Annotated in this window: 27 protein-coding genes; all 27 read right to left on the bottom strand. The window is 66.4% G+C overall.

What is annotated here, in order from left to right; all coding sequences use genetic code 11:
* Nucleotides 1-10: 10 nt before the first annotated feature.
* Nucleotides 11-856 carry an SGNH/GDSL hydrolase family protein gene (locus J2S45_RS06100; protein ID WP_307634834.1) on the bottom strand — a complete coding sequence of 282 codons (846 nt, stop codon included), beginning with the start codon at nucleotides 854-856 and terminating at the stop codon, nucleotides 11-13.
* A complete protein-coding gene (locus J2S45_RS06105; RefSeq protein ID WP_307634835.1) occupies nucleotides 817-1908 on the bottom strand; it encodes an NADH:flavin oxidoreductase/NADH oxidase in 1092 nt (363 codons plus the stop codon). The genes J2S45_RS06100 and J2S45_RS06105 overlap by 40 nt, the downstream gene beginning before the upstream one ends.
* Nucleotides 1908-3566 carry an NAD(P)-binding protein gene (locus J2S45_RS06110; protein WP_307634836.1) on the bottom strand — a complete coding sequence of 553 codons (1659 nt, stop codon included), beginning with the start codon at nucleotides 3564-3566 and terminating at the stop codon, nucleotides 1908-1910. The genes J2S45_RS06105 and J2S45_RS06110 overlap by 1 nt, the downstream gene beginning before the upstream one ends.
* Complete coding sequence (locus J2S45_RS06115; protein ID WP_296930293.1) at nucleotides 3563-4645, bottom strand: thiamine pyrophosphate-dependent enzyme; 1083 nt, start codon at nucleotides 4643-4645, stop codon at nucleotides 3563-3565. Before J2S45_RS06115 ends, J2S45_RS06110 begins: the two co-directional genes overlap by 4 nt.
* Nucleotides 4632-5900, bottom strand: a complete 1269-nt coding sequence (locus tag J2S45_RS06120) for a transketolase C-terminal domain-containing protein (RefSeq protein WP_307634837.1) — start codon at nucleotides 5898-5900, stop codon at nucleotides 4632-4634. The genes J2S45_RS06115 and J2S45_RS06120 overlap by 14 nt, the downstream gene beginning before the upstream one ends.
* Entirely contained in the window at nucleotides 5893-6471 is a 579-nt protein-coding gene (locus tag J2S45_RS06125) for a 2-oxoacid:acceptor oxidoreductase family protein (RefSeq protein WP_296930299.1), read from the bottom strand. Before J2S45_RS06125 ends, J2S45_RS06120 begins: the two co-directional genes overlap by 8 nt.
* 121 nt (nucleotides 6472-6592) lie before the next feature.
* Nucleotides 6593-7462 (bottom strand): TrmH family RNA methyltransferase, encoded by an 870-nt coding sequence (locus J2S45_RS06130; RefSeq protein WP_307634838.1) that lies wholly within the window; start codon nucleotides 7460-7462, stop codon nucleotides 6593-6595.
* Nucleotides 7463-8017 carry a dTDP-4-dehydrorhamnose 3,5-epimerase family protein gene (locus J2S45_RS06135; RefSeq protein WP_296930304.1) on the bottom strand — a complete coding sequence of 185 codons (555 nt, stop codon included), beginning with the start codon at nucleotides 8015-8017 and terminating at the stop codon, nucleotides 7463-7465.
* A gap of 93 nt (nucleotides 8018-8110) precedes the next feature.
* A complete protein-coding gene (rplT, locus tag J2S45_RS06140) occupies nucleotides 8111-8494 on the bottom strand; it encodes a 50S ribosomal protein L20 (RefSeq protein ID WP_270975401.1) in 384 nt (127 codons plus the stop codon).
* 10 nt (nucleotides 8495-8504) lie between these two features.
* Entirely contained in the window at nucleotides 8505-8699 is a 195-nt protein-coding gene (gene rpmI, locus J2S45_RS06145; protein WP_270975399.1) for a 50S ribosomal protein L35, read from the bottom strand.
* A 19-nt stretch (nucleotides 8700-8718) separates the two neighbouring features.
* Entirely contained in the window at nucleotides 8719-9381 is a 663-nt protein-coding gene (infC, locus tag J2S45_RS06150; protein ID WP_296930309.1) for a translation initiation factor IF-3, read from the bottom strand.
* Between the two features lie 196 nt (nucleotides 9382-9577).
* Nucleotides 9578-10303: an SseB family protein gene (locus J2S45_RS06155; RefSeq protein ID WP_307634839.1), complete on the bottom strand. Its 726-nt coding sequence runs from the start codon at nucleotides 10301-10303 to the stop codon at nucleotides 9578-9580.
* Nucleotides 10304-11035, bottom strand: coding sequence for a bifunctional 1-(5-phosphoribosyl)-5-((5-phosphoribosylamino)methylideneamino)imidazole-4-carboxamide isomerase/phosphoribosylanthranilate isomerase PriA (priA, locus tag J2S45_RS06160; protein ID WP_307634840.1), 732 nt, complete (start codon nucleotides 11033-11035; stop codon nucleotides 10304-10306).
* A complete protein-coding gene (gene hisH, locus J2S45_RS06165) occupies nucleotides 11028-11663 on the bottom strand; it encodes an imidazole glycerol phosphate synthase subunit HisH (protein ID WP_270975392.1) in 636 nt (211 codons plus the stop codon). Before hisH ends, priA begins: the two co-directional genes overlap by 8 nt.
* Nucleotides 11660-12226, bottom strand: a complete 567-nt coding sequence (locus J2S45_RS06170) for a hypothetical protein (protein ID WP_296930319.1) — start codon at nucleotides 12224-12226, stop codon at nucleotides 11660-11662. Before J2S45_RS06170 ends, hisH begins: the two co-directional genes overlap by 4 nt.
* Nucleotides 12223-12822: an imidazoleglycerol-phosphate dehydratase HisB gene (gene hisB, locus J2S45_RS06175; RefSeq protein WP_307634841.1), complete on the bottom strand. Its 600-nt coding sequence runs from the start codon at nucleotides 12820-12822 to the stop codon at nucleotides 12223-12225. Before hisB ends, J2S45_RS06170 begins: the two co-directional genes overlap by 4 nt.
* A complete protein-coding gene (locus tag J2S45_RS06180) occupies nucleotides 12819-13916 on the bottom strand; it encodes a histidinol-phosphate transaminase (RefSeq protein WP_307634842.1) in 1098 nt (365 codons plus the stop codon). Before J2S45_RS06180 ends, hisB begins: the two co-directional genes overlap by 4 nt.
* Nucleotides 13913-15238 (bottom strand): histidinol dehydrogenase, encoded by a 1326-nt coding sequence (hisD, locus tag J2S45_RS06185; RefSeq protein WP_270975385.1) that lies wholly within the window; start codon nucleotides 15236-15238, stop codon nucleotides 13913-13915. The genes J2S45_RS06180 and hisD overlap by 4 nt, the downstream gene beginning before the upstream one ends.
* A 77-nt stretch (nucleotides 15239-15315) precedes the next feature.
* On the bottom strand, nucleotides 15316-16035 hold the full coding sequence (uppS, locus tag J2S45_RS06190; protein ID WP_307634843.1) for a polyprenyl diphosphate synthase: 720 nt from the start codon (nucleotides 16033-16035) through the stop codon (nucleotides 15316-15318).
* Nucleotides 16028-16768 (bottom strand): DNA repair protein RecO, encoded by a 741-nt coding sequence (gene recO, locus J2S45_RS06195; protein ID WP_307634844.1) that lies wholly within the window; start codon nucleotides 16766-16768, stop codon nucleotides 16028-16030. The genes uppS and recO overlap by 8 nt, the downstream gene beginning before the upstream one ends.
* Nucleotides 16769-16799: 31 nt before the next feature.
* Nucleotides 16800-18569, bottom strand: a complete 1770-nt coding sequence (gene leuA / locus J2S45_RS06200; RefSeq protein WP_307634845.1) for a 2-isopropylmalate synthase — start codon at nucleotides 18567-18569, stop codon at nucleotides 16800-16802.
* Nucleotides 18570-18742: 173 nt separating this feature from the next.
* Nucleotides 18743-19510 carry a PP2C family protein-serine/threonine phosphatase gene (locus J2S45_RS06205; RefSeq protein ID WP_307634846.1) on the bottom strand — a complete coding sequence of 256 codons (768 nt, stop codon included), beginning with the start codon at nucleotides 19508-19510 and terminating at the stop codon, nucleotides 18743-18745.
* 52 nt (nucleotides 19511-19562) lie between these two features.
* Complete coding sequence (locus J2S45_RS06210) at nucleotides 19563-21053, bottom strand: G protein-coupled receptor family protein (RefSeq protein ID WP_307634847.1); 1491 nt, start codon at nucleotides 21051-21053, stop codon at nucleotides 19563-19565.
* Nucleotides 21050-21958 carry a GTPase Era gene (gene era / locus J2S45_RS06215; RefSeq protein WP_307634848.1) on the bottom strand — a complete coding sequence of 303 codons (909 nt, stop codon included), beginning with the start codon at nucleotides 21956-21958 and terminating at the stop codon, nucleotides 21050-21052. The genes J2S45_RS06210 and era overlap by 4 nt, the downstream gene beginning before the upstream one ends.
* Nucleotides 21951-23204, bottom strand: a complete 1254-nt coding sequence (locus J2S45_RS06220) for a hemolysin family protein (protein WP_296930348.1) — start codon at nucleotides 23202-23204, stop codon at nucleotides 21951-21953. The genes era and J2S45_RS06220 overlap by 8 nt, the downstream gene beginning before the upstream one ends.
* Nucleotides 23197-23709 carry an rRNA maturation RNase YbeY gene (ybeY, locus tag J2S45_RS06225; RefSeq protein ID WP_270975375.1) on the bottom strand — a complete coding sequence of 171 codons (513 nt, stop codon included), beginning with the start codon at nucleotides 23707-23709 and terminating at the stop codon, nucleotides 23197-23199. The genes J2S45_RS06220 and ybeY overlap by 8 nt, the downstream gene beginning before the upstream one ends.
* 5 nt (nucleotides 23710-23714) lie before the next feature.
* The gene (locus tag J2S45_RS06230) at nucleotides 23715-24668 is read right to left on the bottom strand and encodes a PhoH family protein (protein WP_296930353.1); all 954 of its coding nucleotides are present in this window, start codon (nucleotides 24666-24668) and stop codon (nucleotides 23715-23717) included.
* Nucleotides 24669-24673 lie beyond the last annotated feature (5 nt).

The following is a 24673-nucleotide window of genomic DNA, read 5'->3' on the forward strand; positions in this document are numbered from 1 at the left end:
CCCGGAGCCGTCACGGCGCCGCGATCGGCCCGCTCCATGCCGGGAGGGAGGCAACATCCGTTCGTCGCCAACCACGTGCATCCGCGACGGCGTCGGCAAAGCTCTGCGCCCACACCGCGTACCACGGGGTGTTGGGATGGAAGAGGTCGATCGCGTGGTAGGAGAACATGTAGGTAGGCAACGGAAGGGACTGGGACAGCGAGCGAATGTCGACCATGTGATGGGTACCCGCCAGGCGCTCGATGCTCCCGGAGAAAGCCTCGGCCCGCGCGTCGGCCTTCGCCATGACGGCGAACGAGGGGATGTTCATGACGAATGTGCCTTCCGGCAGCTCGCAACCGGCTCGCTCTACATACGCGTCGAAGTCCTCCTTACTGAGCCAGGGCTGGAGAACATCGTTGCCGCCGATGTCAAGGGTGACGACGTCGGGGCGCAGCGGCTCTCCCGCGACCCGCAGCCCGCGCAGTTGCGGCAGCTGAGTACCTAGCACGGACTGGATCGTGCCGCCGGAAAGGGACAGGTTCACCAGCGCGACCTCGCGTCCGCTCATCGCCTCGAGCGCCACGGCTAGCCGCGGCACGTACCCCTCCTGCACCCTCGTGGCGCCCAGGCCCTGCGCCGCCGAGTCTCCGAGCGCGACATAGATCAGCGGCATCTCCTCGCCGGCCGCAACACGACCGGCGAGGTCTGCCAGCTGGGCCTGGAGGTGGCGCTCCCAGTACCTGCGGAAGGGAGAGTTCTGCCTCGCCACACCCCGCCGGCGCACCATTCCTGCCGTGACACCCAGCGCGGCTAGACCCGCAAACGTCGAAGCCTTCAGCGCGTGGACCGTCCTCTCGCCAATTGATACGGCCATGGAATATCGACGTCCAGCATCTTGGCCCAATGCCGGGGCACGTAGGGATCGTGGAGCGCAACGCGGCCCACGTAGACCACGTCCGCCTCCTCCTCGTACACGACGACGTCGGCCTGTGTGGCGTTCGTGATCTGCCCGGCGGTTCCAACGGCGGCGCCCGTTTCCTCTCGTATCCTGCGCGCGAATGGGACCTGGTAGCCCGGGCCGGTAGGGATCCTCACCGGGAAGCATCCCCCGGTGCTCACCGACCAGAAGTCGACGTCGGGCAGCTCCTTGACCAGGCGGATCGATTCTTTGAGTGTCCAGCCGTAGCTGCCCTCGACCTTCTCGAAATTCTCCGAGAGCCAGTCGGTGGCTGAAATGCGCACGAAGAGCGGCGCATCCCCAATGACGGCGCGCACGGCCCGCACCACCTCGCGCAGGAGGCGCGTGCGGCCCTCGAAGTCCCCTCCCCACTCGTCCTCGCGCCGGTTCGAGACAGCCGAAAGGAACTGGTGGATGAGGTAGCCGTGTGCGGCGTGGATCTCCACCGCCTGGAACCCGGCCTCCATCGCCAGGTTGGCCGAGCAGGCGAACTGGGCAATGACAGCCTGGATCTCGGCCTCGCTCATCTCCCGCGGCGCAGGCATGCCGTCGAAGGCGATGGCGCTCGGGCCGAGCGTCTCCCAGCCGCCCTCCTCACGCGCCAGCGCGCCGCCGGCGAACTGCCCCCGCGTGGAGGCCTTGCGCCCGGCGTGGTTGAGCTGGATCGCCGCCACCGCGCCGTGCTGCGTGATCACACGAGCCATGTGACGGAAGGCGGGCACGTCCGATTCGTCATCGAGGCACAAGCACATGTCGGAGATGCGCCCCTCGGGCGTCACGGCGGTGGCTTCAACCGTAACGAGGCCGAAGCCACCCACGGAGCGGGAGGCGTAGTGCTGGTAGTGCCAGTCATTTGGCCGACCCAGCTGCTCCCCCGCCGCCTGCGCGCTGTACTGGCACATGGGTGGCAACCAGATCCTGTTGCGGATCTGGAGCCCGCGCAACTCGATGGGATCGAAGAGGTTCACTAGATGTCCTCGGGAACCATCGAGATCGCGCCACACGGGCACTCTTCAGCACACACACCGCAGCCCTTGCAGTAGTCGTACTTGAACTCGTAGACACCGGAGGCGATCTTCTTCACCGCGTTATCCGGGCACACGCCGAAGCAGTTGTCACATCCGAAGCAATTGCCGCAACTCATGCAACGCCGCGCCTCGTAGATCGCAGACTCCTCATCCAAGCCGATGACCACCTCGTCGAAGGTGGAGGAACGCCGAGCACCCTCGAGACGCTTGCGCATCTTGTGCGGGGCGTCCGAGTAATACCAGGTCTCCATGCGGTCAAGCGTGGCGTCCCCGTGCTTCTCGGCCGGGGTGTACGTGCCCCCACGCAACCAGGAATCGATGTATCGGGCAGCCTTCTTGCCGTGCCCGATCGCCACCGTCACGTTCTTCTCCGCCTTGATCATGTCGCCGCCGGCGAAGACACCAGGACGGCCCGTCATCATCTGGCCGGAAACCGTGACGACGCCGTTGTTGATCTCCACGCCATCGACGCCCTCGAGGAGGGACAGGTCCGACTGCTGGCCAAGCGCCATGATGAGCGAATCGGCGGCCAGCTCCTCGTACTCGCCGGTGGGCTGGGGGAAGCCGTTCTCGTCCAGCTCCATCTTCTCGATCTTAATCGAGTGCTCATCGACGTGGTCGATCGTGGACAGCCAACGCATCGTGATGCCCTCCTCCTCGGCCTCCTGGACCTCGGAGTCGTGGGCCGGCATGCGGTCACGCGTGCGGCGGTAGAGGATGACGGACTCGGTTGCGCCTAGGCGCTTGGCCGTGCGAGCGGCGTCGACGGCGGTGTTGCCTCCGCCGTAGACCACCACGACGCGGCCGAGTAGCGGCTGGCTGGCACTCGCCGCGACGCCGTCCTCTTCCACGTCGCGCAACACGTCCACGGCGTCCATGACGTGTGAGGCAGAGCCGGCAGGCACGTTGATGTTCTTGCCGATCTGTGCGCCGACCGCGGTGAAGACCGCGTCGAAATCCTTCAGCGCCGCCTCAACGTCGTCGACCCGCGTGTTCTGTTCGAAAATGACGCCCATGTCGGCAATGCGCTGGATCTCGGCGTCAAGGATATGACGCGGTAGTCGGTAGGACGGGATGCCGTAGCGCATCATGCCGCCCGGCTTTTCACCCAGGTCGCGGACCGTGACCTCGTGGCCGAGCAGGGCGAGGTGATAGGCGGCGGACAGGCCCGCCGGACCGGAGCCAACCACCAGCACCCTCTTGCCCGACGGCGTCGCGGTCACGTCAACCTTCCAGCCTTCCTCGATCGCCTTGTCGCCGAGGAAACGCTCCACCGAGTTGATTCCCACCGCCTCGTCGACCTTGGCGCGGTTACAGGCCACCTCGCAGGTGTGGTAGCACACGCGACCCATGCAGGCGGGCAACGGGTTGTTGACCATGATTTCGCGCCAGGCCGCCTCGTAGTCGCCCTCCTCGGTATGGTAGAGCCACTTTTGGATGTTCTCCCCCGCCGGGCACTGCTTGTTACAGGGAGGCAGGAGGTTGACGTAGATCGGCCGCTCGGAGCGCCACGTGCCCGTCCGGTTCGCGGCCGACGAACCCACCTCAAGAGTGATCGCAAAGGGCAGGTTCTCGTTCTCGTCTCGCACCGCTGTCATGATTCTTCTCCCTCGTACTTCACGAACTCATCCAAAGATTCCTCGTCGATCAGGTCGTAGCGCCTGATGTTGCGGTCCGCCATCTCCTGGATCCGATGGATGACCTCCGGATCAGCGCCCTTCTTGAACAGGTGTGCGAAGCGGCGCTGGAGGCGCAGGTAGTCCTCCACGGGTGCCGGGCGGCGAATCTTCGACACTGACGTGATTTCGCCGTACTCGGCCTCGTAGACCGGGAACAGGCCAGTCTGAGTGGCAAGGCGGGCCACCTTGACGGTCACCCCCGACGCCGTTCCCCACCCGAGCGGGCAGGGCACGAAGATGTGGATGTAGCGCGCCCCATGCATGCCCATGGCTTTCGTGACCTTGTATTCGAGGTCACGAAGGTCGGCGACGGTGGCCGTGGCCACATACGGAATCTCGTGTGCCATCGCGATGCGTGGCAGGTCTTTGCCCTGGCCCCATGCGTTGCCCGGTTCCGGGCCGACGGGCTGGGTGGTGGAGGTGCGCGCGGCAGGCGGGGTGGCGCCCGAACGCTGCACGCCCGTGTTCATGTAGGCCTCGTTGTCGTAGCAGATGTAGAGCACGTCGTCGTTGCGCTCGAACATGCCCGACAGGGGGCCGAAGCCGATGTCGACCGTGCCGCCGTCGCCGCCCTGGGCCACCACGCGCACGTCCGACTTGCCCATCGCTTTCAGCCCGGCAGCCGCGCCGGTGGCGACGGCCGCCGTGTTGCCAAACAGCGAATGCATCCACGGCAGGTTCCACGAGGTCTCCGGATAGGGGGTGGAGAACACCTCCAAGCAGCCCGTGGCGTTGATCGCCACGACGTGGTTGTCCGTGGCCGCCATCGCCGCATCGAGGGCGTAGCGGGCGCCGAGCGCTTCGCCGCACCCCTGGCAGGCGCGATGCCCCGACGTCAGCGAGTTAAAGCGGCTCGATCCTGACTGAACCGATTGGTAGTGCCCGTCAACGAGCCGGTTGCCCACTGCGAATGAGCCTACCTGGTAAAACTTGACCTCTTCCCGGGAGGGGATCGCCGTCTGGCGGTACTCCGGGGTTGGCAAATCAACGGATGTCATGGTGACCTTCTTCCTGAGCCCGCTCCGCGTAGTGGCGGATCATGTTTTCCGGGATCGCGCCGGACCTGCGCTGCTTGGCCTCCCGCTCGAGCTCGTGCTCGACGAGCTCCGTGTCGAGGTCGAGGAACGTCAAGGGCTCGACCTCGTCGCGCACGGCCTTGTCCAGATAGGCGTTGAGCGAGTCAATGGTGATGTCGCGCCCGCCAAGGCCCGCAATGAGCTCATGGCAGATGAAGTTGCGCCCACGCAACGCCGCGCGGCAGTGGGAAGAGACGATACCGCCGATGCCCACCGAGAACGCCTTCTCAAGCACCACGAAGCGCTTGGCCTTCTTCAAGACCTCGCGCACCGCCGTCGCGGGGAACGGCCGGAAGGACACGAGCGAGAGCACGCCGATCTTTTCGCCGGCCTCGCGGCGCATGTCGACGACGTCGCGCAGCGTGCCCGTGATGGAACCGAGGCAGACGACGATCGTTTCGGCGTCCTCGCACTTGTACTCGTGTAGCAGACCGCCCGAATCGCGCCCGAAGATCTCCTTGAACTCGGCCTGGACGCGCGGCATCAGCTCGAGGGCGTCGAGCTGCTTGTGGTGGGCGAGATAGCGCACCTCGGTGAAAGCCTCCGGCCCCACCATCGCGCCGATCGAGATCGGGTCGGCCGGGTCGAGCACCTGGCGCGGCTCGTAGGGCGGCAGGAAGCGGTCTACCTGGTCAGCCTCGGGGATGTCTACCTGCTCGACCGCGTGGGTAAGGATAAAGCCGTCCATGCACACCATGACCGGCAGGGAGAGCTCCTCGGCGATGCGGAAGGCTTGCACGTGCAGGTCGGCCGCCTCCTGGTTGTCCTTCGCGTACAGCTGCAACCACCCGGAGTCACGCTGGGACATGGCGTCCGAGTGGTCGTTCCAGATGTTGATCGGCGAGCCAATGGCGCGGTTGGCCACCGTCATGACAATGGGCAGGCCGAGGCCGGAGGCGTTGTAGACTGCCTCGACCATGTAGAGCAGACCTTGGGAGGCCGTGGCGGTGTAGGCGCGGGCTCCGACGGCGGACGCGCCGATGGAGGCCGACATGGCCGAGAACTCCGACTCGACGTTGATGTACTCGCAGTTCTTCAGTTCCCCCTTCTTCACCATCGCGGACAGACCCTCCACGATGTGGGTCTGGGGCGAGATGGGGTAGGCGGCGACGACGTTGGGTCGGCACGCGGCCACGGTCTGGGCGATCGCCTGCGATCCCTCAATTTGCTTAAGCATTTAAAGCCTCTTTCTTAGCCATGACCAGGTCATACGCTTCTTGCGCTGCGGCCACGTTCATTTCGCCGACACGCCCCGGGAAGCGCTGCGAGATCGCCTGCGCCACCGACTCCATCTTGTACAGCCCTGTCAGCGCCGCGGCGGCCCCGAGCAGGACGGCGTTGGGGACGGTGCGCCCGGTGTGCTTGCGCGCGATGTCTGCGGCCGGGATCGTCATGAAGTGCCCGGGCGGCATCGCGGCCTGGCGCTCGGCCAGGCCCAGCTCCGCGCTGCGCTTGGAGGAATTGATGAGGACGTAGCCCTGCGGGTTGAGCCCCGAGAAGACATCGATGATGCCCAGGAGCGTCGGGTCTTGCACGATAAGCAGATCCGGGTGAAGCACGGGTTCACGGGTGCGGATCTCCTCCTCACGGACCCGGCAATAGGAGACGACGGGTGCCCCGGTGCGCTCAGATCCGAAAGAAGGGAATGCCTGGGCGTGACGCCCTTCCGCGAACGCGGCCATTGCCACGAGGTCGGAGGCGGTGACAACGCCTTGGCCGCCTCGTCCATGGATGCGAATTTCTACCATGACATACATCATAGTTGCCCTCCGGTAAGGAGGGCCCCGGCATTAGGTAAGACTTGTGTTGGCTAATTTCTAGCGGCGCGGAAACGCCGGCCACGCTCACGTCAATAAGGACCTTCGTCCCCTATTGTGCGGATCCTGGGCCGGGTCGCCCCGCGCGCTGAACCAGTGCGCTCGCATACAGGCACAGAGAACTCGCCACCCCGGCGTTGAGCGACTCCGCCAATCCCCACATCGGTATGCCAACCCGGTGGTCGGCTAGCCGCAGCTGAGCGGGCGTAAAGCCGTGAGCCTCGTTGCCCACCAGCCACATCGTCGGCGCTGCGAGGTCTGGGACCTGTGACCCGGGCGTCACCGGCCGGGGATTATCCTCCGGGCGCGCCATGAGGTCCGCCAGATCCCACTGTCCCCTCCCGTCGGCGCACAGCACCTGGATACCGGCTGCTCGCACTATAGCAACGGCATCCTCCACACCCATCGATAGGATCGGCAGGTGGAAGACCGAACCGGCCGAGGACCGGATCACCTTCGGGTTATACACCTCCACCGAGCCCGGGCCAAGGAGCACGGCGTCGGCGCCCGCGGCGTCGGCACTTCGGATGATGGTGCCGAGATTGCCCGGGTCCGCGGACTCCACCAGGCACACCAGCAAGCGAGGTCCTCCCGCCAGCACCCGCTCAAGGGAGGGCTGGCGCGGCGCCTCGGCGACCGCCAGCCATCCCTGCGCCGCAGTCGACAGCCGCGCGAAGTCGGAATCGGAAAGGACGTGCGTGTAAGGATCCACCCGCCCGGCGAGCTCGTCGAGGTCGGGGTGGCGGCTAAGGCCCTCCTCGGTGACGTAGAGGTCGCGTACAAGCTCCGGGCGGGCGAGCAACTCCCGAACGGCCTGCGGGCCCTCCACGAGGATCTGCCCGTAACGCTCCCGGTTCCTGCGCGAGTGCAGGCCTGCCGCCTTCTTCGCCTGACCCGTCAGGCCCGCCTTCGCGCGCGGCACCTAGGAGTTCCTCACCGCTGCGTAGCGTGGGGCGTTGAGATCCTTCTCCGAGATCATCGCGCGATCGTCGACGTCCACGGGGATGGGCCAGTCGATGCCCAGCTCCGGATCGAGCGGGGCGAGCGCCGCGCCCGGCATCCCCGCCGTCCACTCTCGGTCAAAGAAGTACAGGTACTCCGTGGCGTCCTCGAGGGCCTGGAAGCCGTTGCACACGCCCTGCGGGACCAACACCATCGTGCCCGGCGTAATCTCCACCGTCACAACCTGCCCGCGCGTGGCCGAACCCTCGCGGATGTCGACGTAGGCGCCGAAGACGCGCCCGGAGACGACGGTGACGAGCTTCGTCATCGCCTCTGCGTGCAGGCCGCGCACGGCTCCGCGATGGGTGAGGGTGTTGTTTGCCTGTGCGAAAGAGCTGACAAGCCCGTGTTCCACCAGCCACGACCTGCGCACGAGCTCCCGGATGGTCCCGCGCTCGTCCGTGACCTGCTTCGGTGTGATGACGATCAGGCCCTCAATCGAGGTCGTTTGCATGCTAGGTTCAATAATCTCCACGATTCCTCCGTTTTTATCACCCATGTTACCAGCGCCGCTATAGCCAAAGCGTGGCGGGCCCCGAGGAACTCGGGGCCCGCCACAGTCGAAATACTACTTGTTCGCCGGAGCGTTCACGTCCGCCGGGAGGGCGGCCTTGGCGGCGTCGACGAGCGCCTTGAAGGCGGCCGGGTCGTTGACCGCGAGCTCGGCGAGCATGCGGCGATCAACCTCGATGCCCGCCAGCGACAGGCCCTGCATGAAGCGAGAGTAAACCATGCCCTCAGCGCGGCACGCAGCGTTGATACGCTGGATCCACAGCTTACGGAACTCGTTCTTGCGCACCTTGCGGTCACGGTAGTTGTATACGAACGAGTGAGTGACCTGCTCCTTGGCCTTGCGGTACAGGCGCGAGCGCTGGCCGCGGTAGCCCTTGGCACGATCGAGGGTGGTACGACGGGACTTCTTGGAGTTCAGTGCATTCTTTACGCGAGCCATCTTCTACTCCTTACATGCCAAGAAGGCGCTTGGTGGGCTTGACGTCGGCCTGAGCAACCGGCTGATCCGAGGACAGGCGGCGGGTGCGACGCGAGGACTTGTGCTCGAGGAGGTGGCGCTTGCCAGCCTGCTCGCGCATGAGCTTGCCGCTACCGCTGACGCGGAAGCGCTTCTTGGCACCCGAGTGGGTCTTCATCTTAGGCATTATTCGTGTTCTTTCTTAACTAGTTCGCTGCCGTCTCAGCTTGCTCGTCGGAGGCGGCATCCTGCTTGGCGCGGCGCGAATCGGCTCGACGAGCTGCGCGCTCCGCCTCACGCCTGCGGCGCTGGTCGGACTTTGCCTGCGACTTGCGGCGAATAGGAGCAAGCACCATCACCATGTTGCGACCGTCGACGCGAGGGGCAGACTCCACGGTGGAGTTTTCCTCAGTGTCGTTCGCAATTCGCTGCATGAGGCGCACACCCATTTCCGGACGTAACTGCTCGCGGCCCTTGAAACGAAGCTGGATCTTGACCTTGTCTCCTCCATCAAGGAATCTCTTGATGGCCGAGACCTTCGTGTCGTAATCGTGCGTATCGATCTTCAGGCTCAGGCGAATCTCCTTGAGTTGGGTATTGGCCTGATTACGGCGAGCTTCGCGCTTCTTCTGCGTAGCTTCGTACTTGAACTTGCCATAGTCCATCAGCTTGGCGACTGGCGGATTGGCATTGGGCGCCACCTCAACAAGATCGAGATTAGCTTCCTGGGCGAGGCGCAGGGCATCCTTGACGCGAACGACGCCGACCTGTTCACCGCCCGGCCCAACTAGGCGCACCTCGGAAACGGTAATTCGATCGTTGATTCTTGGCTCGTTGATGACGGTTCCTCTTCTTACTTCGACGTGCAATGCGCACGGAGCATCCCGAGGAAAGAGGGGCGCGAGCCCGCCTTCACCAAAACCCGGCTCCCTTCATTCGGGAACTCAAGGTGGGATTTCTCCGCTTGCATCCCGGCATTCGCCGGTGGTGGTCGCCTAGAAGTGTATCAGCCGAGCCGCAAGGTCACCATATTTGTTCCCGCCCAACGCCCGTGAGCTTGCCCACCTAGGCCCCGGCGTAGAACGGCCTGATCTCCACGACGTCCAGGCGCGACTTGACGTATTCGTCGCTAGCCATCGCCGCGGCGACTCTGTTGGCGATGGTGACCACCTTGTCTCGGTCCACGGGAGGGATGAGGTACAGCACGACGACGGCCGCCCCATTGGCTCCGGGCTGAATTCCGATCTTCTCCAGGCCGGGTAGATAGCCGTCAATGCCGAGCGTGATCCTCCGAACGATGAGCGGATCGTCCCACGGCGCCACCCACGGAGTGGACGTGGCAAGCGCGGCGGTTGCGCTGCGCCCGAGCCAGGTCTGCTTCTTACCGGGATCCAGCACGAGCACGCCGTCGGCCCGTTGCAGGGCCGCCGCGGCCACCTTCGACACCTCGACCGGGACGGGACGGGCCCGATCGTTCCACTCCCGCAGCGCGCCCGCCGAGGAGAAGATCGCTAGCGCCCGGCGTCCGCCGGGAAAGTCCACCCGCACAAGGTCCTCGTCGCGACACTCTAGCGGGTCGGTGGGAGCAGGCTCGTGCGGCGCGAGCCCGCCGCCTGTCATGCCGGGGTGGGCGTGCGGCAGGACGGGTACTATCACGCGGCCAAGCGCGGCAACGATCGCCTCCACGCGGGCGTGCTCGGGCTGGGCGTAGGCCGCGGCGAGCTCGGCGGTGATCGAGCCGTCGTCGTCGGCGAAGGGATTGGGCTTGAGAATCCGAGTAAGGTCGGCCATCTAGCGCTCGCCCGCGATCTGCAGGGCCTGGGGCAGGGTGAAGGCGCCGGCGTAGAGCGCCTTGCCAACGATCGCGCCCTCCACGCCAAGCTCGGTCAGCTCGCGTAGCGCCCCGATGTCCTCCAGGCTGGATACCCCGCCGGAGGCGACGACCGGGCGGTCCGTTGCCTGACACACCTTGCGTAGCAACTCGAGGTTTGGGCCCTCGAGCATGCCGTCACGGGTGACGTCGGTGACGACGTAGCGGGCGCAACCGTCGTCGTTGAGGCGGGCCAGGACTTCCCACAGGTTGCCGCCATCTCGGGTCCAGCCGCGCGCCGAGAGCACGTCACCGCGCACGTCCAGCCCCACCGCCACCCGGTCGCCGTACTCGGCGATCGCGCGCCGCGTCCACTGCGGATCCTCCAACGCTGCCGTACCGAGGTTGACGCGGGTGGCGCCCGCCTCGATGGCGCGAGCGAGCGAGACATCGTCACGGATGCCACCCGAGAGCTCGATCTTCACGTCCCGCTGCTCGGCCACGATCCGCGCCAGCAATTCGTGGTTCGAACCGCGCCCGAAGGCGGCGTCAAGGTCAACAAGATGAATCCACTGCGCGCCCTGCTCGACGAAGAGGGCCACGGCCTCGGCCGGGTCTCCGTATTCCTGCTCGGTTCCGGCCTTGCCCTGGTTGAGGCGGACGGCTCTGCCGTTGACGACGTCGACGGCGGGAAGAAGTTCAAGTTCAGACATGGCTGCCTTTCACGGTATCGAGCCAGTTGCGCAGGAGGCGCAACCCGGCGTCGGCGGACTTTTCGGGATGGAATTGGGTGGCTGTCAGCGGCCCGTTCTCGACTGCGGCGACGAAACGCGCGCCGTGCTCTGCGAACGTGACGAGCGGCGGGGCGAAGCGCCCGCCCGCGAGCTCTGCGGCCGGGTCCGACATGACCGCGTAGGAGTGGACAAAGTAGAAGCGCTCGTTCTCGATTCCCCGGAAGAGGGCCGAGCCTGCCGGCACGTCCACGGCCGACCAGCCCATGTGCGGGACGATTGGCGCCGGGAGCAGGTCGACGCTTCCGGGCCACTGCCCGAGTCCCGCGGCACCACCGTGTTCGGTGGAGCGGTCGAACATGATCTGCAGCCCCACGCAGATGCCGAGGACCGCACGCCCGCCGGCGAGCCTGCGACCGATGATACGATCGGCGCCCACCGCCCTGACCGTGTCCATGACGGCGGCCATCGCGCCGACGCCGGGCACCACGAGGCCGTCGGCGGCCTCGAGCCTCGCCGGATCGGTGGTTAGTTCCACCCGTGCACCGACCTTCTCCAGGGCTCGCACCACCGAACGCACGTTGCCGCCCGTGTCTAGAACCGCGATCATCGTGTGCCCTCGCCGTCGCTCGCCTCGCCACCCGAGGCCTCGTCCGCGGAGTTGTTACCGCCGCCGAGGATACGTTCGACGTCGGACAGGCTGAGATCCATCGAAGAGATCGCCTCCCCCACGGCTCCGTTGATCACGAGGTCTTCCACCTTCGGATCGAGGGTGTTAAGCAGGATCCCCGCTTGAACCTCCTCGCCGCGCAATCCGCCAAGGTAGCGAACGCCGGTCACCATGCCGGACAGGCCGGACTCGGAGCCGACGTCGTCGCCCAGCTCGGCCGTCAGTAGCACGACGCCGTAGGAAGACAGCGCCGACAGCGGGCCGGCGAGGTTGTCCGGGTCATCCGCAGGGTTTGCCGGCTCGTCCTGCGCCGGCTCGGGTTCACCGCCGAGTAGCTCGGCGATGTCCCAGTCGGTGAAGGTCGGCGCGGCGACGTCGTGGACCACGCACACGCCGGACTTCGTGGCGACCACCTTGGCTTCCAGGCCGCGCAGGCGTAGCACGCCGGCCACGAGCTCGGGCTGGCTAAATGGGGTCAGGACAACGAATCGACGCGAACTCACAGCGCCCCCTTGGTGGAGGGCACGCCGGTGACGCGCGAGTCAGGTTCGACGGCGGCGCGAAGCGCCCGGGCGAGCGCCTTAAACTGGGCCTCCACGATGTGGTGAGGATCGCGGCCGTAGAGTAGCTCGACATGCAGGCAGATGCCGGCATTCATCGCGAAGGACTCGAAGACGTGGCGGGTCATCGATCCGGTGAAGTGACCGCCAATGAGGTGATATTCCTGGCCGGCGGGCTCGCCGCGGTGGACAACGTAGGGCCGGCCCGACACGTCAACGACCGCGCGGGCGAGGGCCTCGTCGAGCGGGACCACGGCGTCGCCGAAGCGGGCGATCCCGCGTTTGTCCCCGAGCGCCTGGCGCAGCGCCTGGCCGAGGCAGATCGCGGTGTCCTCCACGGTGTGGTGCACGTCGACCTCGGTATCGCCGCGGGCTTCGACGGTGATGTCGATGAGTGAGTGCTTGGACAGTGCGGTGAGCATGTGGTCGTAGAACGGCACGCCCGTGTCGATGTGGGACGTGCCCGTCCCGTCCAGGTTGATCTCCACCCGGATCGACGATTCCGAGGTGGTGCGCTCCACCTTTGCTACGCGCATCATCGTGCCTCCTTCAGTGCGTTGATAAAAGCCGTGTTTTCCTCCGGGCGTCCGATCGTCACGCGCAGCCAGCCCTTGGGGCCAACCTCGCGGATGAGCACGCCCCGGTCCACGAGGCGTTGCCACACGGCGTGCCGGTCTTCGAAGGTACCAAACATGACGAAGTTCGCGTCCGAGTCCGCCACGCGCAGGCCCATGTCGCGAAGCTCACCGGCGAGCCGATCGCGATCTGCCCGGATCTGGCCCACCTGTTCCATGAGCGAGTCGCGGTGGGCCAGCGCCGCCCGCGCCGCTGCCTGGCTGACGGCCGACAGGTGGTAGGGCAGGCGAACGATCCGCACCATATCTACGACCTGCCTGCTGGCAGCCATGTAGCCCAAGCGCAGGCCGGCGGCCCCGAAGGCCTTCGACATTGTCCGGGTGACCACCAGGTTCGGGTACTGCTCCAGAAGCTCGAGGGCGCTGGCCACCCCGTCGCGCCGGAACTCCCCGTATGCCTCGTCCACGACGACGACGCTGGCCGCCCCGTCCGGGCCCGAGTCGGTGCTCGCATCGAGGATCGCGCGCAGGTCGGCTCGGTCTAGGGCCGTGCCCGTGGGGTTGTTGGGTGAGGCGAGGAGGATAACGGCGGGGCGGTGGGCAGCCAGCTCGGCGGGCACCGCGGCGATATCGATCTCGAAGTCTGGTCCGCGATCGACCGCGACGAAGCGGCCGTAGACGTTGCGGGTGTACTCGGGGTACATCGAGTAGGAGGGCGTGAAGGTCAGCACCGCCCGGCCCGGGCCGCCAAAGGCTGTCAGCAGCTGAGCCATGATTTCGTTCGATCCGTTCGCCGCCCACACCTGCGCCGGCGCCAGCCGCACGCCCGACTCGGCCGCCAGGTAGTCGGCCAGGTCCGCGCGAAGGGCAAGCGCTTCGCGGTCCGGGTAGCGGTTCAGGCCCGCGGCGGCCTCGGCCACGCGCGCGGCGATCTCCGCCACGACGTCGGGGGCCGGCGGGTAGGGGTTCTCGTTGGTGTTGAGCACCACCGGCAGGTCCATCTGTGGGGCGCCGTAGGGCTCCTCCCCCACGAACTCCGGACGAAGCGGGAGCCTCATGACAGCCTCGCCTTCAGGGCATCCGCGTGGGCGGGAAGGTCCTCATCGAGAGCGAGCACGGTCAGCGGTTCGGCCATGGACGCCATCGCCGCACGCTCGTACTCGATCTCCTGCACGGGTTTGATGTAGGCGAACACGTTGAGCCCCGCGGCGAAGCGGGCCGTGCCGCCGGTGGGCAACACGTGGTTGGAGCCCGCCATGTAATCCCCGAGCGGCACAGGCGAGTACGGGCCCACGAAGATCGCACCGGCGTTCCGGATCCGGGCCGCCACGTCGCGGGCGTGAGCGGTGTGAATCTCGAGGTGCTCTGCGCCGTAGGCGTTGGCCACACGCACGGCTCCTTCGATGTCGTCCACGAGCACAATCCCTGATTGGGGTCCGCGTAGCGCGATATCGACACGGCCGGCGTGCTTGGTTGCGGCGGCTAGACCCGCCAGTTCGGCCTCGCACGCATCGGCGAAGTCTTCGGAGTCGGTGATGAGCACGGAGGCGGCCGCCGGGTCGTGCTCAGCCTGGGAGAGGAGGTCGGCGGCGACGTAGCGCGGGTTCGCCTCGGCGTCGGCGATGACCGCAATCTCGGTGGTTCCGGCCTCGGCGTCGATGCCGACGACCCCGTGGACGGCGCGCTTAGCAGCGGCCACGAAGATGTTACCGGGCCCGGTGACGACGTCGACCGGCTCGCACAGCACCTCCCCGTCGGCCGGCTCGGAGCCTTTCGCGCCGTAGGCGAACATCGCAATCGCCTGGGCGCCGCCAACCGCGTATACCTCGGTGATCCCGAGCAACTTGCAAGCGGCAAGGATCGTGGGGTGGGGCAGGCCACCGAATTCCTTTTGCGGCGGCGAGGCAAGCGCGATGTGGGAGACGCCGGCCACCTGGGCGGCCACGGCGTTGTGGATGACGGAGGAGGGGTAGACGGCCAACCCGCCGGGCACGTACAGTCCCACGCGCTCAACGGGGATCCACCGTTGGCGCACGACCCCGCCGGGCACGATCGTGGTCTGTGCCGGGGTGGGCAGCTGGGCGCGGTGACCGGCGCGATTGTGCTCGATCGATAGCTCGAGGGCATGGCGCAACTCGGGGGCTAGGCCCGCCTCGGCGTCGTCGATCGCCTCCTGCGGCACGCGCAGGAACTGCGGGCGCACGCCGTCGAAACGCTCGGCAAGGTCGCGCAGGGCGGCCGCTCCCTCGCAGCGGACCCGCTCGATGATCGGGCGCACGGCCTCCAGTGCGGTGTCGATATCCACGCTCGCCCGCGGTAGGCTCGTCGCCAGCTCCGCCCGCGTGAGGCTGCGCCCACGAAAATCAAGTCGTTGTAGCATGCGGCCAGTGTACGCCGCGAGCGCGGCGAACGCCCGGGGCGCCCACCTAGCGGGAGCGCTTCACGCGCACGGTAACGTCAGTCCCCCGCCACGGCATCCTTCGCGGCGCCGAAACGGCGCTCGCGCCCGGCGAACACCTCCAGGCACCGGTGCAGCGATGCCCGATCGAAGTCCGGCCACGGCTCGTCCACGAACATCATCTCCGCATACGGGGACTCCCACATGAGGAAGTTGGAGGTGCGCTGCTCGCCGCCGGTGCGGATAAAAAGATCCACGTCGGGTAGGTCGGGTTGGTACATGTAACGCCCGAGTAGCTCCGTGGTGACCTGGTGGGGGTCGACAAGCCCGCGCCTCACGTCGTAGGCCAGATCCATTGCGGCGTCGGCGATCTCGTTACGCCCACCATAGTTGCAACAAAAGTTCAAGGTCATGGTCTCGCACTCGGCGGTGTAACGCTCGGCGGCCTGGAGCTCGTTAATGACCGAGCGCCACAGTCGCGGCTGGCGGCCCGACCACACCACTTTCACACCCCATGAGCGTAGCTCCTCGCGGCGGCGGCGGATCACGTCGCGCGAGTAGTTCATGAGGAAGGCGATCTCGCGTGGGGAGCGGCGCCAGTTTTCGGTGGAGAAGGCGTAGACGGAAAGCACCTTGACGCCCTCCTCGATCGCGCCGGAGATGACGTCCATGAGCGCGTCCTCGCCCGCACGGTGGCCCTCCGTGCGCGGTAGCCCGCGCGCGTTAGCCCAGCGTCCGTTGCCGTCCATGACGATCGCCACGTGGCGTGCCTCAGCCATGGCCTCCCCCTTCCGCGCTCACCAGCGCGAGCGACTTCACCTTCGATTCCAGCTGCCACTGTACGAACGCCCCGATGAGCGGCGCGGCTTGACGACGCGCGGCCGGGATTGACGCGTCCGCGATCGCCCAGTCCCCCACGCTCAGCGCGCCAATGAGCTGCCAGGCCTCCACCGACGGGATCGTGGAGCCGGCCGGTCGGCAGTCGTCGCACACCGCCCCGCCGCTCTGGACGTGGAAGGCCTCGTGCGGGCCGGGCGCTCCGCACTTGGCGCATTCGAAGACCGCCAGCTCCCAGCCCGACAGTGCCATGGCGCGCAACATGTAGGAGTTAAGCACCAACGAGGGGATGTGTGCGCGGGTCGCGAGCGCGTGTAGCGCCCCGTGGAGGAGGGCGAACTGCGCCGGATCCGGGTCCTCGCCGGTGAGCCGGTCGGCCAGCTCGAGCATGGCCGAGGCACACGTGTAGGAGTCGTAGTCCTCAACCAGCGTGCGCCCATACTGATTGCGGGATTCGACCTGGGTGATCGTGTCGAGGGTGCGGCCTCGGTAGAGTTGGACGTCGACCATAGAGAAGGGCTCCACGCGCGCGCCGAAGCGGGACTTGGTGCGTCGCACGCCCTTGGCTACCGCCCGCACTTTACCGTTGTGGCGCGAGAGCATCGTGATGATGCGATCGGCTTCGCCCAGATCGTGGCAGCGAAGCACGATCGCATCGTCACGGTAGGTCTTCATGAGCCCCATTATAGGGCCGCGGCGGGTGAAGCTAGCGCAGGGAGCGGTTGACGGCGGACACGATCGCCTTGAAGGCCGCGGTGACGGTGGACGGGTCGAGGCCCACACCCCACAACACTTGGCCGCCGACCTCGCATTCGACGTAGGAGGCCGCCGTGGCGTCCCCGCCCGAGGACAGGGCGTGTTCGGCGTAGTCGAGCACCCCGACCTCGATGCCGAGCTTGGCCAGCGCCGAGGTGAATGCATCGATGGGGCCGTTTCCGGTGGCCGCTACCGTGCGATCCGTCGTGTTTTCGCCGTCGCGCTCGGTGAGCGTGACGGTCAGGACTGTCTGGTGACCCTCGTCCGCCGTCGTGACCGTGGTCCCGCGCAGGGAGTAGCGACCCCACGGACGCAGGCCCTCAGCTGCGGTGTAGGGCAGGTACTCGTCGACGAAGATCTTCCACAGCTCGTCGGCCGTGACCTCCCCGCCGAACACGTCGGTGCGGTGCTGGACAAGGTTGGACACCTCCACCTGGAGGCGCCGCGGCAGGTCGAGATCGCGCGTGGAGGACAGCAGGTAGGCCACCCCGCCCTTGCCGGACTGGGAGTTGACGCGGACCACGGCCTCGTAGGAGCGGCCCACGTCCTTCGGGTCGATCGGCAGGTAGGGTATGTCCCACGGCACGGCGTTCTCGTCGCCGCCCGCGGCGACGACCTTGCGGGCGCGCGCCGCGAAGCCCTTCTTGATGGCGTCCTGGTGGGACCCGGAGAAGCTGGTGTAGACGAGGTCACCGCCATACGGCGCGCGCGCCGGGACCTCCATCTGGGTGCAGTGTTCAACAGTGCGGCGGATCTCGTCCAGGTTCGACAGGTCGAGCTGGGGGTCGATCCCGTTGGAGAAGAGGTTAAGGGCCACGGTCACCAGGTCCACGTTGCCGGTGCGCTCGCCCTGGCCGAACAGGCATCCCTCGACCCGGTCGACGCCGGCAAGCATCGCCAGCTCGGTGGTGGCGACCCCGGTGCCGCGGTCGTTGTGGTTGTGGGCGGACAGGGCGATGTACTCGCGCCTAGATAGGTTGCGGCTCATCCACTCGATCTGATCGGCGTACACGTTCGGGGTCGAGCGCTCGACCGTGGTGGGCAGGTTGAGGATGATCTCCCGGTCCGGGCCCGGCTGCCATACGTCCATGACGCCCTCGCACACCTCGAGGGCGAAGTCGAGTTCAGTGTCGACGAAGATCTCCGGGGAGTATTCGAAGCCGACGATCGTGTCATCGTCAAAGCTCTTCTCCATGTAGGAGACGAGGTCCTGGGCGCCGGAGACGGCGAGCTGCTTGATCTGCTCGCGATTCATGTTGAACACGACCTCCCGGAAGACCGGCGCGGTGGCGTTGTAGAGGTGGACGGTGGCGCGCGGAAGGCCCTGCAGGGCGTCGACCGTGCGGTGGATGATCTCCGGCCGGCTCTGGGTCAGCACCGAGATCGTCACGTCCTCGGGCACGGCGTCGTCGTCGACCAGCGAGCGCACGAAGTCGAAGTCCGCCTTCGAGGCCGCGGGAAAGCCCACTTCGATCTCCTTCAGGCCGATTGCCACGAGGAGGTCAAACATTTTGCGCTTCTTGGCCGGGTCCATCGGGTCGATGAGCGCCTGGTTGCCGTCGCGCAGGTCGGTGGACAGCCACCGCGGAGCCTTCGTGATGCGGTTGTTCGGCCACGTGCGGTCCGGAAGGCTGACCGGGTTCGTGTCGAGGAAATGACGATACTTTCCGATAGGCATCGCCGAGGGTTGCTGTTGCGTTCCAAAGCCTGCTGTCTTCATGGTTTCTCCCTTAAGTCTTGCGAGTGGTTAGCCAACACGAATACCCGCGGGGAGGTGTCAGCCGGTGACCTCCCCGCGGCAACTAAGCAGGAGCAAGAACATGGCACTACCCTACCCGCCGGGCGGTCGGGTGCAAGCCGCATCCCACGTTGTGGGCGGGGCCCGGTGGCGCGTTAGTGTTCGTAGCCCATATGCGCTAACACGATCGTCACGTTGTCGTGCCCACCTGCGGCCAGTGCCTCGTCGCGCAACAGGTGGACGGCCTCGTCCATGTTGACCGCCTTGAGCAGGATCATCGCGATCTCGTAGTCCGTCAGCTCATCGTGCAGGCCGTCGGTGCAACACAGCACGAAGTCTCCCTCGGCCAGCATCGCCGGGCTGAAGTCCACCTCTGGCGGACCGTAGGTACCCACCGCCCGGGTGATGATGTTCTTCTGGGGGTGGACGTGTGCCTCGGCGTCGGTGATCTGGCCGACGTCGACCATCTCCTGGACAAGCGAGTGGTCGCGCGTGAGTCGGCGCAGGTCGCCGTCCCGGTAACGGTAGACGCGCGAATCACCCACGTGGAAGATGAGTGGTGCCCGCCCGAGGTAAACACCGGCAACCGTGGTGCCCGCCGTCGGACCGATACCCGCCACCAAAGTCTGGGTGTTGAGGAACTCCCCGTCCACGTGCTCCGTGATGGACGTCGCGGCCCTCGCGAGCGCCGCCGAGATGACGGCTTCCTCCTCGGCCTCGCCGCTCGCCCTTTCAAGATCGCCCAGCGCGCCGCCCAGCATGTCAACCGCGTATTGGGCCGCCACGTCCCCCAGCGTGTGCCCGCCCATGCCGTCGGCCACACCGAAGAAGTGGGGACCGGCGAAGAAGCGGTCCTCGTTACGCGCGCGGACGGATCCGGTGTCGCTCACGCACACCGTGGTGGCGGTCAGTCTTGGCCTCACGATTCCCCTTCTCCATTCGTCCCTCTATCCTACGACGCCGGCAACGAGCGAGCTAGAAGAACGGCGAGGGGTAGATCCCCCAGTAGGCCAGCGCAAACAGTAGCAGGATCTGGCCGGTGAAGATCACCCGAAGGTCCCCGCCCGCTCGCCGGGTCTGCATGGGGTGGGCGTGCCAGGTCGCGAGCGCCCGCACGAGGAAGTAGACGGCGGACAGGCCCAGCAGTTCGACCGCGAGGATGCCGCCCTGGACCACCCAGCGATTCGTTTCGTAGCTCATTGCCAGCATCGCGACGGCCACGAGATAGGCCAGGAATGCCACCCAGGTCAGCGTCACGAGCAGGGCGCTGATGAGGATCGGGCGGCCCACGTTCCGATAGTCTTGCCGGGGCCCGACGCCGAAGCGGCCCGCCAGCACAGCCAGCGCGCCGATGAACGTCAGCATGAGGCCCGAGGCGAGGATCGCGACCATCGCGTCCCCCGAACCGAACCAGCGCGGCGTGTCGAGCGTCTGGGCGGTGAACGCCTGGCGGGGCTGAGCGCCGGCAACCTTGGGGCCCAGCCATGCGGAGGAGGGCAGGCCGTTGATGAAGTCCGAGATGTCCTGGAAGGGCTTTGACTGCAGTTCACCATCGATTCGCAGCCCGTGGTCGGCACCTTCGTAGTAGCGCACGATGAGGTCGTTGTTGCCCGCCTCGCGCAGGCTCTCCCCCACCTCGATCGGGCCCTGGACGATCGGCATCGACAGGTCGTTGGTTCCGTAGGCCATCATGACCGGCACGGTGATGCGCTTGTGGTAGGGGCGCGGGTCGAAGGTGGCGTACTGGAAGTCACCGGCGGCAAGCGCACCCCCGATGAGACGCGGAATTCCCTGGTAGATCACGCGCGGCACTCCCACGTTGCGCAGGTAGGCGTCTGCCGCGAGCGCCCCCTGGTCGCGGATCGGCATTGCCGGGTCGGAGACGAGGATGAGGAAGGCCGATTCGGCGTCGTCGACCACCGACACGGGTGCCACGAGAGCGCCCTCGGACTCTCCGTAGTAGCCCACGTCGCGAAAGTAGACCGAGTCCTGCTCGCGTAGCCACCTCGCCACCGTATCGTAGCCGCGGGCGAGCCCGATGTAGTCGCGATCTAAGGTGGTGTAGTGCTTGAGCAGCTTGTCCGGCACCGCCGTGACGATCCCGGTGGAGGCGAGCCAGGTCGCGTGCTGCTCGAAGGCCTTGTGGGTGGAGGTTCCCGTCCCGTGCATGAACACGACGCCGGGGCTCTGCCCCTCCACCCCCACCGGCTCGCGTAGGGTCACCTCGATCGTGGTTCCATCCTCCATGGCGACCTCGTGGACCGAGACGGCCACCTCGTAGGTTCCGAGCGGAGCGGTGCGAGCCGAGGACACAATCGACGTGTCGGGGGTTTCGGGGACGATGAGATTCGTCATCGGCTGCGGGTTCCAGTTGGGTCCCGCCCACGCCCCCCACGTGCCCAGGACGAGGACGGCAAGCACCCACAGCAAGACAAGCGGGGGTTTACGGCCGCGGAGCTTGATCAAAACCCGAGCCGCCCGAGCAGCTTCGGGTCGCGCTGCCAGTCCTTGGCCACCTTCACGTAGAGGTCGAGGTAGACGTGGCGGGCCACCATCGCCTCGATCGACTCGCGCGCCTGGCGCCCCACCTGCTTCAGGCGCGACCCGCCCCGGCCGATGATGATGCCCTTCTGCGACTCGCGCTCCACGTATAGGCTCGCGTGGATCGCCAGCACCGGCTCACCATCGCGCCGCGCGCGCTCCTCCATCTCGTCGACGACGACGGCGATCGAGTGCGGCAGCTCCTCGCGCACGCCCACCAGTGCGGCCTCGCGGATGAGTTCGGCGATGCGCTCCTCCTCCGTCTCGTCCGTCAGCGAGTCGCGCGGGTAAAGCGGGGGGCTGGGCGGCATGCGCTCGAGCAGCAGGTCGGCCAGCAATCCCACCTGCTCGCCGGCCACGGCGCTGACGGGGACGATCTCGGCGAACTCGTGCATCTGGGAGACCTCCATGATGCGCTCGGCGAGCGCATCCTTGGTCACCTTGTCCGTCTTGGTGATGACGGCGAGGATCGGGGCGCCCGTCTTCTTCACCAGGTCGAGCAGGAAGCGGTCGCCCGGGCCGGTCGGTTCGTCGGCCGGCATGCACAGCGCCACGGCGTCCACGTCGGCTAGTGCCTCGCCCACCATGTCGTTGAGACGTTCGCCAAGCAGGGTGCGGGGGCGATGCAAGCCGGGGGTGTCGACGACGATGAGCTGGCCGGCATCCAGCTGGACGATGCCTCGGATGACCCGGCGGGTGGTCTCGGGCTGGTCGGCGGTGATGGCGATCTTCGTGCCCACCATCGCGTTCAGCAACGTCGATTTGCCCGCATTCGGACGGCCAACCACCGAGACGAAACCGGCCTTGAAATTCTCGGGAAAGTCACTCATCTTCTTCCTGCGCTCTCTTCACAATGACGCTCACCAGGCGCTTGCGCCGCCCCTCGAAGCGGTCCGCCTTCAGCACCAGGCCCGCGATCGTCGTCTGCGATCCTGAGATCGGTATCTTACCCAAGCCCTTCGTCAAAAGCCCGCCAATTGACTCCACGTCGTCATCATCGAAGTCGATTCCGAACACGTGGGCCACCTCGTCGATGGGCATGCGGGCGGGGACCCGGTAGACCCCGTCGTCGATCTGCTCGATCTCGGGCAGCGCCTTGTCGTGCTCGTCGACCATCTCGCCCACCAGCTCCTCGAGCAGGTCCTCGATGGTGACGAGGCCGGCGATGCCGCCCCACTCGTCAACCGCGAAGGCGATGTGATTCTGGGTGGCCTGCATGTGGGCCAGGAGGTCGTCGGCGAGCATGAACTCCGGCACGAACTGGGCCTCGCGCATGACGTCCGTGACCAGCAGGCCCTCGGTGTCGGTGCGGCGGTGAATGCGGCGCACCACATCCTTCAGATACAGCACACCCAGCAGGTCGTCGGAGGACTCGCCGATCACCGGAACCCGGGAGAAGCCCGAACGGGTAAAGAGCGATAGGGCGTGGTCAAGGTCCTCGCTGGAATCGATGGAGATCATATCGGTGCGCGGGACCATCACCTCGCGCACGATCGTGTGGGACAGCTCGAAGACGGAGTGCAGCATCGATCGTTCGTCATCCTCGAGCACCTCCGACTCCGAGACCCGCTCGACCATCACCTGAAGCTCGTCCTCGTAACGGGTCTCGCGATCCTCCTCCGCCGTCTCACGGCGGGTCACGAAGAGGGACCCGAGGCGGGCCAGCGGCCAGAGCAGAGCGTCGCCCACGCGCAGGACCTGGACGGGATACTTCGCCCCAAGCTGGGCGGGCAGAAGGAGGCCCATCCCTATGAGGGCGACAATCGCGAGGGCAAGGGTGGCGATCCACACGAGCCAGGCGGCGTGCAGATAGTCCGTGATGAGCGTGAACATGCCCAGGCCGAGCAATATGAGGAAGACGTTGTGGAGCGCCGTCACCGCCGCGAGCGTGGCCGGGCGACGGTCGTAGATCCGGGCCAGGTGAACGCCGGCGTTACCCTCCTCCTGCGCCTGGCGCACGCGCGGGTGCGTGATCGTGTGCAGGGCCTGCAGCGTGATATTCGTCAGAACCGTGCCGAGTAGGGCCACGATGGCGACCACGCTAGCCAGGGCGAGCGAAACCTCGGACTCAATCATCGTCGACCGTCGGGGCGATGTCGTCGATGTCGCCCGAGCCGTAGTCGTGGGGCTTGCGGGCGAGGAATGTCAGTAGCAGGCGGCGTTGGAGGTCGAACATTTCCTTCTTCTCCGCGGGCTCGGCGTGGTCGTAACCGAGCAGGTGCAAGATACCGTGGGTGACAAGAAGGAGGATCTCCTCCATGGTGGCGTGCCCGGAACGCAGGGCCTGCTTCTTCGCCACATACGGACACACCACGATGTCGCCCAGCATCCCGGGCTTGGGCTCCGTGCCGAGCGGGGCGGGGCGGATCTCGTCCATCGGGAAGGACAGTACGTCCGTGGGCCCGGGCAGATCCATCCACTCCATGTGCAGGCGCTCCATCGCCTCCTCGTCCACGAAGATCACCGACAGGTCGGCGTGTGGGTGGACCCGCATCTGCTCCAACACGTAGGCGGCGAGCTCGCTGACCTCCGTCACCCCCACGGCAGGCTCGAAGCCTGATTCGTCGTTTACCTCAATCATTTTCCTCACTCGGCGTCGTATCGTGCGTAAGCGTCAATAATGTCAGCCACCAGCCGGTGGCGCACCACGTCGGCCGAACCCAACTCGATGAACGCGATCTTATCCACATCCCGCAGGATCCTATGGGCCAGCATCAGGCCGGAGGTCTTTTTCGACGGCAGGTCCACCTGGGTCAGGTCTCCCGTGACCACCATCTTCGAGTGGAAACCTAGGCGGGTGAGGAACATTTTCATCTGCTCCGGCGTGGTGTTTTGCGCCTCGTCGAGGATGACGAACGCGTTAGACAACGTGCGCCCGCGCATGTAGGCCAGCGGCGCCACCTCGATCGTGCCCGCCGCGAGCAGCTTCGGGATCGCGTCAAGGTCGATCATGTCGTAAAGCGCGTCGTAAAGCGGGCGCATGTATGGGTCGACCTTGTCGTTAAGCGAGCCGGGCAAGAACCCGAGCGACTCCCCCGCCTCCACCACCGGGCGGGTCAGGATGATGCGTGAGACTTCCTTGCGCTGGAGGGCCACCACGGCCTTCGCCATCGCCAGGTACGTCTTGCCCGTACCGGCCGGGCCGATGCCGAAGACGATCGTGTTGTCGTCGATCGCGTCGACGTAGGCCTTCTGCCCGAGCGTCTTGGGGCGGATCGTCTTGCCGTGATTGGTGAGGATGTCGGAGTTGAGCAGGTCGGTGGGCTTGGCCAGCCCCGAGCGCATGATGGCCAGTGCCCGATCGACGGCGTCGACTGTCAAGTGCTCCCCCATCGCTGCCACGGAGATCAGTTCGCCGATCAGGTCGACTGCCAGGTCGACGTCGGCCTCGGGCCCGCGGATCGTGATCTTTTGCCCGAGGACGTGCAAACCGGCCGGCGCCAGCCCCTTTTCGAGGGCGCGCAACACCTCATCGCGGTGACCTAGGATGTTGATCATCGGCACCCGGTCGGGGACGGTGACAGTCTTTGTAGCTTCCATCGCGT

Source organism: Trueperella abortisuis (assembly GCF_030811095.1).
GTDB lineage: Bacteria > Actinomycetota > Actinomycetes > Actinomycetales > Actinomycetaceae > Trueperella > Trueperella abortisuis.